The sequence below is a fragment of the Bacteroides muris (ex Afrizal et al. 2022) genome, from assembly GCF_004793475.1.
Taxonomy (GTDB): Bacteria; Bacteroidota; Bacteroidia; order Bacteroidales; family Bacteroidaceae; genus Bacteroides; species Bacteroides muris.
Genome location: NZ_SRYZ01000072.1, coordinates 1 through 13,676 on the forward strand (window position 1 = coordinate 1; position 13,676 = coordinate 13,676).

General features: G+C 48.6%; 11 protein-coding genes. 5 read left to right on the forward strand and 6 right to left on the reverse strand.

Annotation, left to right across the window (positions count from 1 at the left end; all coding sequences use genetic code 11):
* Positions 1-232: 232 nt before the first annotated feature.
* The 3 genes from E5355_RS17995 (at position 233) to E5355_RS18005 (ending at position 3,876) form a co-directional block, all read left to right on the forward strand.
* Complete coding sequence (locus E5355_RS17995; protein ID WP_136011418.1) at positions 233-1,039, forward strand: DUF3805 domain-containing protein; 807 nt, start codon at positions 233-235, stop codon at positions 1,037-1,039.
* A gap of 63 nt (positions 1,040-1,102) precedes the next feature.
* Complete coding sequence (abc-f, locus tag E5355_RS18000) at positions 1,103-2,992, forward strand: ribosomal protection-like ABC-F family protein (protein WP_136011419.1); 1,890 nt, start codon at positions 1,103-1,105, stop codon at positions 2,990-2,992.
* Positions 2,993-3,033: 41 nt separating this feature from the next.
* Positions 3,034-3,876, forward strand: coding sequence for a histidinol-phosphatase (locus tag E5355_RS18005; RefSeq protein ID WP_136011420.1), 843 nt, complete (start codon positions 3,034-3,036; stop codon positions 3,874-3,876).
* Positions 3,877-3,951: 75 nt separating this feature from the next.
* On the opposite strand, the gene E5355_RS18010 is transcribed toward E5355_RS18005, so the two are convergent.
* The 5 genes from E5355_RS18010 to E5355_RS18030 all read right to left on the reverse strand — a co-directional run bounded on the left by E5355_RS18010 (position 3,952) and on the right by E5355_RS18030 (position 10,508).
* A complete protein-coding gene (locus tag E5355_RS18010) occupies positions 3,952-4,380 on the reverse strand; it encodes a thioredoxin family protein (RefSeq protein WP_136011421.1) in 429 nt (142 codons plus the stop codon).
* Between the two features lie 9 nt (positions 4,381-4,389).
* Positions 4,390-4,686, reverse strand: coding sequence for a thioredoxin (trxA, locus tag E5355_RS18015; RefSeq protein WP_136011422.1), 297 nt, complete (start codon positions 4,684-4,686; stop codon positions 4,390-4,392).
* 70 nt (positions 4,687-4,756) lie between these two features.
* Positions 4,757-6,916 (reverse strand): S46 family peptidase, encoded by a 2,160-nt coding sequence (locus tag E5355_RS18020; protein ID WP_136011423.1) that lies wholly within the window; start codon positions 6,914-6,916, stop codon positions 4,757-4,759.
* Positions 6,917-7,055: 139 nt separating this feature from the next.
* Positions 7,056-9,221: a S46 family peptidase gene (locus E5355_RS18025; RefSeq protein WP_136011424.1), complete on the reverse strand. Its 2,166-nt coding sequence runs from the start codon at positions 9,219-9,221 to the stop codon at positions 7,056-7,058.
* Positions 9,222-9,272: 51 nt separating this feature from the next.
* Positions 9,273-10,508, reverse strand: coding sequence for an anaerobic sulfatase-maturation protein (locus E5355_RS18030; protein WP_136011425.1), 1,236 nt, complete (start codon positions 10,506-10,508; stop codon positions 9,273-9,275).
* Positions 10,509-10,642: 134 nt separating this feature from the next.
* Between E5355_RS18030 and E5355_RS18035 the strand changes: the two genes are divergently transcribed.
* Complete coding sequence (locus E5355_RS18035; RefSeq protein ID WP_136011426.1) at positions 10,643-11,392, forward strand: DUF4369 domain-containing protein; 750 nt, start codon at positions 10,643-10,645, stop codon at positions 11,390-11,392.
* 81 nt (positions 11,393-11,473) lie between these two features.
* Here the strand turns inward: E5355_RS18035 and E5355_RS18040 are convergent, their stop codons facing one another.
* Positions 11,474-12,232: a lysophospholipid acyltransferase family protein gene (locus tag E5355_RS18040; protein ID WP_136011427.1), complete on the reverse strand. Its 759-nt coding sequence runs from the start codon at positions 12,230-12,232 to the stop codon at positions 11,474-11,476.
* A gap of 315 nt (positions 12,233-12,547) precedes the next feature.
* On the opposite strand from E5355_RS18040, the gene E5355_RS18045 reads away from it, so the two are divergent.
* Positions 12,548-13,540, forward strand: coding sequence for a winged helix-turn-helix domain-containing protein (locus tag E5355_RS18045; RefSeq protein WP_246866994.1), 993 nt, complete (start codon positions 12,548-12,550; stop codon positions 13,538-13,540).
* The last annotated feature ends 136 nt before the right edge of the window (positions 13,541-13,676 follow it).

Genomic DNA, 13,676 nt, shown 5'->3' on the forward strand with positions numbered 1-13,676 from the left:
CACGTACGGTGGTGTGAGAGGTCGGAACGGGAATTAATCCCGTTCCTCCTACTCGGTTTTCGTTTGTTTGCATATCAACGGCGGTAATGTTACTTTTGCCCTAAAAGCGAAGATAGGTTGCACCTCAGCATAAAAAATGAACAAGTTCATTTTATTTTGCATTCGGTTTGTACTATCTTTGCGAGAAATAGCTGAGATGGTATGAACTGTCTTTGCAAAGATTAGTCTATATATGGAACAAAGCAAGAAATTTATCTCTCCGGGAGCATGGTTTTCCGTGACTTATCCGGCAGACTGGAATGAATTCGAAGATGGGGAAGGTTCTTTCCTTTTCTATAATCCCAATGAGTGGACCGGTAATTTTCGCATTTCGGCTTTCAAAGGGAATGCTACATACGGCAAGGACTCCGTGAAGCTGGAGTTGAAAGAAAACCCCTCTGCCACTCCCGTCAGGATAGGCCGGCTGGAATGCGCATATAGCAAGGAGATGTTCGAGGAAGAAGGTGCGTACTATACTTCCCATTTATGGATAACGGGCGTGGATGAAGTTGCCTTTGAATGCTCGTTTACGGTGAAGAAAGGAGAGCCGGTTGCAGAAGCGGAGAAGATTATCGCTTCGCTGGAAACGCGTAAGGATGGAGTGAAGTATCCGGCGGAGATAATTCCGGTGCGCCTTTCGGAAATCTATCAGATTAATGAAGCATACGAATGGGTGGATACTACTATAAAGGAGCTGTTGAAGAAAGATTTCCAGGGAGCCGAGGAAGACGTTGTCAAGATGCAGCAGATTATGGAAGAAAGTGACATCAGCCCTAAGAAGAAGGATACATGGCTGGCTCTTGGCATCGTACTTTGTGTTATTTTCGCCAATGAAGTGGACGGTATGGAATGGCGTACCTTGGTGGATGGAAACCGGGAAGCGCCCATATTGCAGAACATGTCTACCGGTGAATGGATAGACCCCATGAAGCTGGTTTGGAGCAAAGTAAAGGCAGGAGGTAAAGTGAATCTGCCGGAGATATACAGCTCCTTGTTCTAAGGTCCGGTTATCTCGGTACTGTGATTTTCAACTTTCAATTTTCATTTTTTAACTATTAAAGCATTGGCAGCAGTAAATTCAATCCTTCAGGTGGAAAACCTGACCAAGTCGTTCGGTGACTTGGTGCTATTCGAAAATATCTCTTTGGGCTTGTCCGAGGGGCAGCGTGTCGGACTGATAGCCAAGAACGGCAGTGGCAAGACGACGTTGCTCAATATCCTTTCCGGTAAGGAAGGGTATGACAACGGCACCATTTCCTTTCGCCGTGACTTGCGTGTGGGTTATCTGGAGCAAGATCCGCAATATCCCGAAGAGCTGACCGTGCTCGAAGCGTGCTTCCATCATGGCAACAGTACTGTCGAGCTAATCAAGGAGTATGAACGTTGCATGGAGACGGAGGGGCATCCCGGCCTGGACGAAATTCTGGTGCGTATGGACCATGAAAAAGCTTGGGAGTACGAGCAGAAGGCGAAGCAGATTCTATCTCAGCTTAAGATACGTGATTTCAGCCAGCACGTAAAACATCTCTCCGGCGGGCAGTTGAAGCGTGTGGCACTTGCCAATACTCTTATCACTGAACCCGATTTGCTGATACTGGACGAGCCTACCAACCACCTCGACCTTGATATGACGGAGTGGCTGGAGGAATATCTCCGCCGGAATAACCTCAGCTTGTTGATGGTGACGCACGACCGTTATTTCCTCGACCGCGTATGCTCCGAAATCGTAGAGATAGACAACCGGCAGATTTATCAATATAAAGGCAATTACAGTTATTATCTGGAGAAGCGCCAGGAGCGTATCGAGGCCAAGACTGTGGAGATAGAGCGTGCCAACAACCTCTATCGCACGGAGCTGGAGTGGATGCGCCGCATGCCGCAAGCCCGCGGACACAAGGCGCGTTATCGCGAAGAGGCTTTTTATGAGCTGGAGAAGGTGGCAAAGCAGCGTTTCAATAACGACAATGTAAAGCTGGATGTTAAGGCCTCCTATATAGGCAGTAAGATATTCGAGGCAGACCATCTGTACAAATCTTTTGGTGACTTGAAGATTCTGGATGATTTCTCTTATATCTTCTCCCGTTACGAAAAAATGGGTATCGTTGGGAACAATGGTACGGGCAAGTCGACCTTCATCAAGATACTGATGGGGTTGGAGCAGGCAGACAGCGGTACGCTGGATATTGGCGAGACAGTCCGCTTCGGTTACTATTCGCAGGACGGCTTGCAGTTTGACGAACAGATGAAAGTGATTGATGTAGTGCAGGACATTGCCGAAGTCATAGAACTGGGCAACGGCAAGAAGCTGACGGCATCGCAATTCCTGCAACATTTCCTATTTACTCCCGAGACACAGCACAGCTATGTCTACAAGTTGAGTGGGGGAGAACGCCGCCGCCTCTATCTGTGTACGGTTCTGATGCGCAATCCCAACTTCTTGGTGCTGGATGAGCCGACCAATGACCTTGATATCGTGACGTTGAATGTGCTGGAAGAGTATTTGCAGCACTTCAAAGGGTGTGTGATGGTGGTGAGCCACGACCGGTATTTCATGGACAAGGTGGTAGACCATCTGTTGGTGTTCAACGGACAAGGAGACATTCGCGACTTTCCCGGCAACTATACACAATACCGCGACTGGAAAGATGCGAAAGCCCATCAGGAGAAGGAAAAAGAGAAAACAGCCGCCAAGACTCAGGAGGACAAGACGGTGAAGGTGCGTCTGAACGAGAAGCGCCGCATGTCTTTCAAGGAAAAGCGCGAGTTTGAGCAATTGGAACAAGAGATAGCCGACCTGGAAACCGAAAAGAAAGCGATTGAAGAAGCTTTGTGCAGCGGTACTTTGTCTGTGGACGAACTGACGGAGAAGTCGAAACGTTTGCCGGAATTGTCGGACTTGATTGATGAAAAGACATTGCGCTGGCTGGAGTTGAGCGAGATCGAATCGAACTGAAGCCTGAAATTGAGAATTAAAAATTTTATAGAATTGGGAAAGTGAGAAATCTGACGAACTATCATAGTCATAGTCTTTTTTGCGACGGACGTGCCGGCATGGAGGACTTTGTGCGTTTTGCATTGAGTGAAGGCTTTACATCATACGGCTTTTCATCGCATGCTCCATTGCCTTTTTCTACGGCATGGACTATGGAGTGGGATAGGATGGACGATTATCTGTCTGAATTCCACCGTCTGAAGGAGAAGTATGCCGGACGTATCGAACTGTATATCGGTCTGGAGATTGATTATCTGAATGAAGCGAGTAATCCGTCCATCGCCCGTTTCAGGGAATTGCCGTTGGACTACCGTATCGGTTCTGTACATCTTCTCTACAATGACAAAGGGGAAGTGGTGGATGTAGATGTACCTGCGGATACCTTTAAGACCATTATAGACGGACATTTCTGCGGTGATTTGGAGCATGTGGTCCGTCTCTATTACGGCCGGTTGATGAGGATGCTCGAGCTGGGAGGTTTCGATATTGTGGGTCATGCCGATAAGATGCACTACAATGCGGCATGCTATCGCCCGGGATTGCTGGACGAGCCTTGGTACGACGAGCTGGTCAGGGCGTACTTCGCAGATATTGCCCGTCGCGGCTATCAGGTAGAAGTCAACACTAAAGCCTGTCATGACCTGGGTACTTTCTATCCCAATGAGCGATACTTCTCTTATCTGCACGACTTGGGTATACGCGTACAGGTAAACAGTGATTCGCACTATCCGGAACGGATAAACAGCGGACGTCCCGAAGCCTTACGTGCCTTGAGGGAGGCCGGATATGAATCGGTGATGGAACTGCACGGGGGAGAATGGAGAGAGATACCTATTGTGCTTTGAGTGCGTAGAATACAATAAAAAACTCCTGACTTGCCTTTTGTAGGGTGGTCAGGAGTTTTTTATTTCTATTCTGAACTATTCTGTTTTCAGTAAGAAGTCGTCAATCGCCTTTTTGTAGGTAGCCTTGTCGGCTGCTCCGCGGAAGAGTTGAGGTTCTCCGTCCATGGGGATGAATACAAAAAGAGGGATGCTTGTTGCGTTGAACAATGCAGCCAATTCCTTTTCCTTATCCACATTGACCTTGTAGATAATGATTTTGTCGGCATACTCTTTGGCCAGTTCCTTCATAATGGGAGCCACCCTGCGGCAAGGTCCGCACCAGTCGGCATATAAGTCTATGATGGCAGGCTTGCTTCCCTTGTATTTCCAGTCCTGGGATTTCTCATAGTCGAACACATTCTTGATAAACATAGCTTTGTTCATGACGACAACCTCTCCGCTTGTTTGAGCGTAGGCCAGCATGCTGGAGAGCACAAGGATGGTCATTGTTATAATCTTCTTCATTTCTTCTTTTTAAGAGTTTTGTTCTATAACGGCTTTCAAATCCTTGCCGCTGATGACACCCGAATGGCGCCATACGGCTTCACCTTTCTTGAATACGATAAATGTCGGTACAGCTTGTATGCGGTAGCGGGCAGCAAGTTCTTCGTGCTGGTCCACATCTATTTTGGCGATACGGGCGGCATCTCCTATTTCGTTTTTAAGCTCTTCCAGTACCGGATGCATGGCCTTGCACGGGCCACACCAGGTTGCAAAGAAATCAACTAAAACGGGCTTCTCTGATTGTATCAATTCTTTAAATTTTTCCATAATATTTCCCTTTCTATTTTATTTATTTGTATTTATAACAAAATGGGAGGAGGATTTGTTCGCTAAATTATCATTTAATCGTCATCTCTTCAATGAGATGCGAAGCTCCCGCATACTTGTCGATGATGAACAAGGTGTAGCGGATGTCTACACATGCTGCTCGTTGGGAGGACGGACGGAAGGCAATGTCGCCAGTCAGGCCCTCGTAATTGCGGTCAAAGCCGGTACCTATCAGTTCTCCTTTGGCATTGAACACGGGGCTGCCGGAGTTTCCACCGGTATTGTCTGTGTTGACAATGAAGCAGACGGGCATCTCGCCGTTCGGCATGGCATAACGTCCGAAATCCTTTGCCTGGTACAGCTGTTTCAGTTTGGCAGGAACAACGAACTCCCAGTTATCAGGGTCTTCCTTCTCCATGGCTCCTTTCAGAGTGGTGTAGTAATCATATTTCACACCATCTGCCGGAGTGTAGGGAAGCACTTTTCCGTAGGTCAGGCGCAGGGTGGAGTTGGCATCCGGGTAGATGGGCCGGCCGTTGGCAAGCTTCATGTCCATCATTCCCTTTACCCATACCTTGTGGGCGGCATTGTAGTTCTTGTTGGCATCCATCATGGCAATGGAGGTCTGAAGCAGGCCGTCGGTGATGGAATATTTCAGCAAGACCATCCAGTCTGTATTAATCTTGTAGAGGCTGGGCTTGCGGATGAACTTGGCAAAGTTCTCCTTGTTGCCGAAGATGGAGTGCTCGAAGCAGGCGTCGATGAAAGCGTCGCTGTTGCCCTTGAAGCGCTTGTCTATGATTTGGAAAATACCGATGCGTTGTTCGGCAGGGATATACTTCATATAGGTTTTCAGCATTTCCTTGCCGACGATACGTTCCACTTCGGGGAAGGGGACAGAGGCGAAGTAGCGGTCGGCTGCCTTCTGGAGGCTGTCTTTGGCTGCTTTGATGGCTGCCTTGTCCTTGTTCTTCAAGGCAGCCACCAGTCCTGCGGTACTGGGGAGACGCATGAAATCGAGTCCCGTCACCAGCGCTTCCTGGATGGCCTGCTGGTGGTAGAGCGCCAGACGGCGTTGCTTTACGATGGTGCGTATCTGGTCGAATGCCTGCTGATAGCTATTGTCGTTCAGCGAGCGGCCGCGTGCCAGGAGTGCCTCTTGTTGTGCACGTTTGGTGTCCAATACTTTCAGACGGACGAGACCCTCGTTCATACCGATGGCGTTTTTCCAGTAGTTGGCGGAAGAAGCATACTTGCTGGCGTAGTGGATGCGTACGGCATCGTCTTTCAGCATCTGCTTCATTAGGGCTTTCTGGCGTACGTCGCGCACGTGGTGGCGCATGAAGTTGGTGGTTTGCATACGCTCTTCCACCTCGTCGGAAATCATGTAGCGCCAGTTGCGTCCGGGGAATCCCATGACGAAGGTAAAGTCGCCCTCGCGATAGCCGTCAAGGCTGATGGTGAGATGTTTCTTCACTTTCAGTGGAACGTTGTCTTGGCTGTAAGCGGCGGGTTTCCCGTCTTTGTCGGCATAAATGCGGAACATGGAGAAATCTCCCGTGTGGCGGGGCCACATCCAGTTGTCGGTGTCTGCTCCGAATTTGCCGATGGAGGAGGGGGGAGCACCTACCATGCGGATGTCGCTATAGGTGGTTTTTACGAACAGATAGTATCTGTTTCCACCGTAGAAGGCTTTCAGTTCCAGTTTGCGACCGGGCGTCAAGGCGATGCCTTCGGCCTGAGCGAAGCGGTCGGCTACTGTCTTCAGGTATTTGGGAGACAGATAATTGGTGCCGTTCGGGTCGTCGTCGGTTTTTAGTTGTTCGTTTACGTAGTCTGTCACGTCCAGTATCTGGTCGATGTAGGTGACGGTGAGTCCCTTGCAGGGAAGCTCCTCTTCGCGCGACATGGCCCAGAAACCGTCGGTCAGGTAGTCATGTTCCACCGAGCTATGTTGCTGTATGGCGCCATAGCCGCAGTGGTGGTTGGTCAGTACCAGGCCTTCGGCAGAGATGACTTCGCCGGTACATCCGCCGCCGAAATGCACCACGGCATCCTTCAGGGCAATGCCGTCGGGATTGTAGATTTGGTTGGTGGGGATGAGCAGTCCGAGTTCCGTCATGGCTACTTCGTTCTGCTTTTGTAGGTCGGTGAGCATCCACATCCCTTCGTCGGCGTGAACCGTGGCAAAGGCGGATGTAATAAATAATGATAATAGGATTCTTTTCATGATGATATGCGTTAGAAGAGTATCTGAGAGGGGTACTATTCAGTCGTATACTGAATAGGGTTAAGTATACGACTGAATGGCATTCAGTCGTATAGTGAATGCCATTCAGTATGGGGAGTAATTTCTCAGAGGCTTTTATTTATTCTACGATGTTCATTTCGTTTATCAAATGTCCGCAGTTGCCCAGCTTGTCGAGGATGAAGAGCACGTAGCGTATATCCAGTGCGATGCAACGTTGCAGGTTGTTGTCGAAGTTGATGTCACCGCTCAATGACTCCCAGTTGCCATCGAAGGCACATCCGATGAGCTGGCCTTCGCCGTTGATGACGGGGCTGCCGGAGTTGCCGCCGGTGATGTCGTTCGTGGTGAGGAAACAAACCGGCATGATGCCGTCCTTCATGGCGTAGCGTCCGAAGTCCTTCTTCTGGATCAGTTCTTTCAGCTTGGCGGGTACCACGAACTCGCGGTTTTCGGGATTCTCTTTTTCAAGGATACCGTCGGCGGTGGTATAGTAGTTGTAGTGTACGGCATCGCGCGGGCTGTATGATTTTACGTTACCGTAAGTCAGGCGCATGGTGAAGTTGGCATCCGGATAGGAGGGGACGGGCTGTTTCATTTCGCCCAAGCCACGAATGTAGGCCTTGTGGAGCAGTTCCATTCCGCTTCCCAGTTCCATGTATTTCTTTCCGAGTTCCTGCAGTTTCTCGTTCTTGGAGAGTGAGTAAGCCGTAGCAGGGTCTTTCTCGATGGCTTTCACGGTGGGCTTTGCCAGGAACTTGTCCAGGTTCTTGCGGTTGGAGAGGATGGAGTTGTCGTAAATGTTGTCTACGTATGCGTTGTAGTCGCCCTTGAACTCTTCGTTGATGGTTTGGTAGAAGGAGGGCAGCTCGTCGGCGTTCAGCGCCTTGGCAAGGGCGGGCAGGATGGCTTTGGCCACGGCGCGGTCCACTTCGTGGTCGTAGTCTTTATTGTGGATGCCATCGTATGCATTTTCCAACTGCTTTTTCGAAGCTTGCAGCAATGAGTCGTTTTTCTCTTTGAGCGCTTTTTTTATGTTGTCCATGATAAGGTAGGTACTGCCGAATTCGATAGCACCGCGCAATGCTTCGTTGGTATAGTAGAGCTGGCGCAGCGTGGGGGTGCTTTTCTCGATGATGGCGTCAATTTTCTCTACCACACCCTCGTATTCGGGTTTTCCTTGGGCAAAGGCGGCATACTTTTTCTCGATTTCGGCTTTGGCGCCCAACACGTCATTGTCGATGATTGCCTTGTTCATACCAATGGAGTTCTTCCAGTAGTTACTGCTTCCGGCAAACTTGCTGGCGTACTGGATGCGGGTCTTGTCGCTGGCATCCATATACTTGCGAAGCACTTCGAGGCGTACGCCGCGCATGTCAATCATCGCTTGGTTCACGGCGTTCATGCGTTGCTTCACTTCGCTCTGGGTGAGGTAGCGTTCTGTGCTGCCGGGGAAACCCATAATCATGGCGTAGTCGCCTTCGTTCAGGCCTTTGATGGATATGGGCAGGAACTTCGGCGTTTTCAGGGGTACGTTGTTCGCATTGTACTCAGCCGGCTCTCCGTTGGCATCGGCATAGATGCGGAACATGGAGAAGTCGCCCGTGTGACGCGGCCACATCCAGTTGTCGGTTTCACCACCGAACTTGCCTACCGAGGAGGGAGGGGCGGCAACCATACGCACGTCGCTGTATACCTTATAGTAGAACATATAGAATTTGTTTCCCGCATAGAAGGGGAGTGCGCGCACTTCAATGCCGGGTTTGCCCTTCAAGTCGCTCTTTTCCAGCTCTCCCTTTGCCAGTTTGCTGAGGAAGGGATAAGTCAGCGCATCGGTTTCTGTCACTTCACCTGCCTTTATCTTAGCGTTGACAAGGTCGGTGATGTCTACAATGCGATGTACGAAGCGGAATTTCAGTCCCGGGGTGGGTAGTTCCTCACTACGGTTCATAGCCCAGAAACCATCTGTCAGATAATCGTGTTCTACGCTACTGTGCTGCTGTATGGCACCATATCCGCAGTGGTGATTGGTCAGAATCAGACCTTCCGGAGAGATGATTTCGCCGGTACAGCCACCGCCAAAGATACCTACGGCATCCTTCAGTGACACACCGTTGGGATTGTAAAGGTCATCAGCCTCCAGCTTCAGTCCTTGCTTTTTCATCATGTCGATGGAGTTCTGCTGCTTCATCAGTTGCAGCAACCACATTCCTTCGTCTGCACGTGCAGTGCAGACTGTCAGTGCGGCAACAGCCGCGAGTAAACCTTTCTTAAATGTAATCTTCATATAATCAATAGTTAAGTAATGTTCCTGATTTTCATTGCCATTGCTGTTGTCTTATGGCTTTATGGCGTTGTTTCTTATTGCTTCCATAATGTTTGCAGGCGGGCGCCGGTTCATCAGCTCGTTCTTCATGAAGTCCATGTATGGGGCCACATGACTGAAGAATTTATGATATCCTGCACAAAGGTAGTTCAGCCCCGGCTCCCCGTCGGCTGTGCGTGCAAAACGGTTCTTGGGACATTCGCCGTTGCAGGCAAACAGCCATTCGCATTCCTTGCATTGAGTGGGGAGTGATTGCTGCTTCATCAGCCCGAAAGCTTGTTGCCGTTCGCCGTACATCATCTCCACCAGAGTGTTCTGATGGATATTGCCCAGCTTGTATTCGGGGAAAACAAAATGGTCGCACGTATATATGTCTCCGTTGAACTCCATGACACCTGCATGTCCGCAAGTCTTTGCCATGGAACAGACACCCGGCTGTTCGCCTATCCAGTTGGCAAGGGTAGAGTCGAACAGCTGTATGTAGTAAGTGCCCACATCTTGCTTCACCCATTCGTCGAACAAGGTGCAGAGAAAATCTCCCCATTGTTCCGGAGTGACGGAAAAGTCCGCCAGCTGTGTGTTCTTTTCCTTGTCTGCCAGAGAGGCAAGATGGCGTCCGTCCCCGTGGGGGGCAATGCGCTCCACGATGGGGGCAAACTGGATATAATGGCATCCTATCTCCTTGAAGAAGTTATAGAAATCCAGCGGATAGTCGGCGTTGTAGTCATTGACCACTGCCATTCCGTTCCATTCCACACCGTGCTTTTTCAGCAGGTTGATGCCCTGCATCACCTTGACGAAAGAGGGCTTGCCCTGCTTGTTCTTCCGGTATTCGTCATGGAACTCCTGCGGCCCGTCTATGGAGACACCCACCAGCCAGTTGTTCTCCCTGAAGAACCGGCACCATTCGTCGGTGAGCAACGTGCCGTTGGTCTGTATACAGTTGTCGATGGTGCGTCCGTTGGCGTATTTCCTTTGCAGTTCCATGGCCCGTTTGTAGAAAGAGAGCGGACGCATCAGTGTCTCTCCGCCGTGCCAAGTGAACAATACCTGGGGCATAGTCTGTGAGTTGATGTACTCCTCGATGAACTTTTCCAGAAGTTCCTCGCTCATTACATGCTTGGGGTTATCTCTATATAGTTTGGATTTCTCCAGATAATAGCAATAATCGCATGCCAGGTTGCATACCGCACCTACCGGTTTCAGCATTACGTAGAGCGGTTTAGCAAAAGGTGCATAGGTTGACATGTGTATTTCCTTTATGTTTTATAATTTATATTTGTGCAAAAATACGTAAACCGAATGAAAAATCCTTTCTTTCTATTTGGTTTATAAGGAATATTAATACCTTTGCCGGGTGTAATTCAAAAATAGTTTCTTGCATGATTAGAATGAGTGTGAACCGCATTTTGCCCTTTTTGCTCTTGCTTGTGCTTTTTACTTCTTGCAACCGCAAGTATAAGATAGAGGGCAGTTCTTCGGTGGCCAGCCTTGACGGAAAGATGTTGTTCCTCAAGACGCTTCAGGACGGACAATGGGTGAACGTTGACTCGGCAGAGGTCATCCATGGACATTTCAAGATGAAGGGGCGGGCCGATTCCGTGATGATGGTGACTCTTTATATGGACCACGAGGGTATTATGCCTTTGGTGCTGGAAGACGGTAAGATTGTGATTTCCATATCCAATACCCAGTTGATTGCCAAAGGGACTCCTTTGAATGACAAACTGTATGAGTTTATAGACAAACGCAATTCCTTGGAAGTGAAGATAGAGGAGCTGGAGCGGAAAGAGGCGCGTATGGTGCTGGACGGTGTCAATCTGGATGATGTGCATGGACAGTTGGCAAAGGAGGGCGAAACACTTGTGAAGGAGATGAACGACTACGTCCGTCAGTTCATCGTAGATAACTTTGAGAATGTGCTGGGACCAAGCGTATTTATGATGATGTGCAGCACGTTGCCCTATCCGGTGATGACTCCGCAAATTGAGGACATCATGAGGACTGCTCCCTTGTCTTTTAAAGAAGACAAACTGGTGAAGGATTACCTTACGAAGGCGAAGGAAAACATGCAGTTGATTGAAGAGCAGAAACGCATGAAGCAAAATGCTTCTGCAGGAGGACAGAAATAAATAAGAATGAGCATAATGATAAACGGGAATGCCTGAATATCCTATCAAGATATTCAGGCATTCCCGTTTATCATTATGCTTTTATCTGTCCTGGTCTTCGTTCTTCACCATCCCTTTATACTTATGCGGCAATGCGCTCTCCACTGCCGCATAAGCCTCGTTCATGCTTGCCTTGATGTTTTCTGCCCCTTTCCCTTTGGGAGGAATAGGCTCATGGATGGTCAGTATCATCCGGTGGCGGTGTATCCACTTTCCGGTACGTGGAAGAATCTCGAACGAGCCGTCTATCGTGACGGGCACCACTTCCAGTTGCAGTTCATCCGCCAGCTGGAAAGCGCCTCTTTTGAAGTAACCCATGTGTCCCGTGAAGGTACGTGCCCCTTCGGGGAAAACTACCAGTGACACGCCGTCTTTCAAAGACGATTCTGCCTGCCGCATGGTGGCAAGCACCTTCTTGGGGCTGGAACGGTCGACGAAGATATGTCCTGCGCTTTCGCATGCCTTACCGACAAACGGGATTTTACGCAGGCTCTTCTTCATCATCCATTTGAAGTTCCGTCCCAGGAATCCGTATATCAGGAATATATCGAAGGAACCTTGGTGATTGGGCACAAACACGTAAGAAGTATGTTTGTGCAGTTTCTCCCTTCCATGCACCTCCACCGGGATAAGCAGGATATAGCAGATGAGCTGTGACCAGATTTTACCGGGATAGTACCCCCAGATATGCGCTCCTCCTGTCAACGAACCGATGATGGTGACCAATGCTGTAAGGATAGTCAGTATCAGCAGGAGAGGCAGTGCGAAGCATACCTGATAAATAGAATAAAGTATCTTCATGGGTGTTGTCATTGTTGTTTTTGCAAAGATATACATAATCATTCACTACTTGTTTGTTTTCTGCTGAATTTTTCGTGTGTGGCCGATGATAGGCGAAGATTAGGATATTTCAATCGTGGGATGCGACAGTGCGAATAAAAGAAGTTTTACCGGAAAAGCCGATGGATAGGACGATTGAGGGAAAGATGGAGGTGTTTGAAGGATGTGGTTTAAATGAAAAGCCGTGAGGCAAATATTTGTGCATTTGTAGAATTGGCAGGGAAAATGTTTAACTTTGCAAGATATAAAGTAAGGAAACATAATAAGAATATCCTGATGATATGGATAGGTACCATTGCGGTAGTGGCGCTTTCTTGGGGAGCAGTGTGGTGTGATAATGCCCGTCAGGGGCAGGGTGAGGCAAGGGAAGTGGCGATACAAACACTGCGCAATGTTGCAGAACGGGTGATAAACCGGGAATTTGATAAGTTGGAGATGTGTTATGTGTTTAAATCTGATGATGGCAAAAAGTATGCTAAACGGAAATCAATATCGGAGACTGGTGAACTTGAAGTAGAGGTAGATTCATTGAAAGAAGCGCGGGGGTTGTTTCCATTAGAGACACTAGGAGGTAAAGCCAATATGCTGAACAATTGTGGAAAATTCCCATTGGAAAAGATTTGTCTGGAGTGGGAGGATGAAATGAATGTCCGGTATGGCAGAGTCGCATGTGCACTTTTTCTTAAAGTCAATCCCTTGGGAAAAGCTGTTTGTCAGGAATCGTTTGCGGGAGAAGAGTCTGTCAGGGCCTTGCAATACGATTTGGGCACTTATTACTTGGATGGCATGTACACAATGAAGTTGACAGCTTATATGCAACTTGATTTTCGGCGTTACGTGGATTGGACCGATTCCTTATTGCGGCTGTTGTCCGTTTTCTTTTTACTCGTGCTGTTGGCAGGATTGGTGTTTTATGTCCGGTTGCGGATGCATAAGGAGGAAGAAACTCCGAAGGTGCCGGAAACAGTCTTTCGGTTTGGCGAATATATATTTGATGCCGTGTGCCATACGCTGATTCATGAAGAAGGTACTATGAACTGCACGCCGCAAGCCGCCAAGTTGTTGCTTGGTTTTGCCAAGGCACCCGATTTCTTTTTGACCAATGATGAGATTGCCGCCATTTGCGGTTGGCATTTAGAGGATTTGAATTTAGATGCGCGCCGCCGGAAAGCAATCAGTTTACTGAAAAAGATGTTTAAGGCAGATGGTTCCGTTCAAATTTGTTTTGTGCCGGAGAGGGAAGGGTATCAAATCGTTATATCGATATAAGTTATTGTTTACCATGTACTTAATTCTTTGTTGTAGGGCGTGAATTTTTTTTCACGCCCCGTAGTCCTATATTTGTTCTCTATTTAGTTGGTGCTTTCCAATCTTTCTTTTTCCTTTGTTTCCATAACTAAAATAA

Bases quoted from the DNA above. Each gene is read 5' to 3' on its own strand.
- E5355_RS17995 (WP_136011418.1), top strand. From the start codon at position 233: ATGGAACAAAGCAAGAAATTTATCTCTCCGGGAGCATGGTTTTCCGTG.
- E5355_RS18010 (WP_136011421.1), bottom strand. From the start codon at position 4,380: ATGAAGAAGATTATAACAATGACCATCCTTGTGCTCTCCAGCATGCTG.
- trxA (WP_136011422.1), bottom strand. From the start codon at position 4,686: ATGGAAAAATTTAAAGAATTGATACAATCAGAGAAGCCCGTTTTAGTT.
- E5355_RS18020 (WP_136011423.1), bottom strand. From the start codon at position 6,916: ATGAAAAGAATCCTATTATCATTATTTATTACATCCGCCTTTGCCACG.
- E5355_RS18025 (WP_136011424.1), bottom strand. From the start codon at position 9,221: ATGAAGATTACATTTAAGAAAGGTTTACTCGCGGCTGTTGCCGCACTG.
- E5355_RS18030 (WP_136011425.1), bottom strand. From the start codon at position 10,508: ATGTCAACCTATGCACCTTTTGCTAAACCGCTCTACGTAATGCTGAAA.
- E5355_RS18035 (WP_136011426.1), top strand. From the start codon at position 10,643: ATGATTAGAATGAGTGTGAACCGCATTTTGCCCTTTTTGCTCTTGCTT.
- E5355_RS18040 (WP_136011427.1), bottom strand. From the start codon at position 12,232: ATGAAGATACTTTATTCTATTTATCAGGTATGCTTCGCACTGCCTCTC.
- E5355_RS18045 (WP_246866994.1), top strand. From the start codon at position 12,548: ATGATATGGATAGGTACCATTGCGGTAGTGGCGCTTTCTTGGGGAGCA.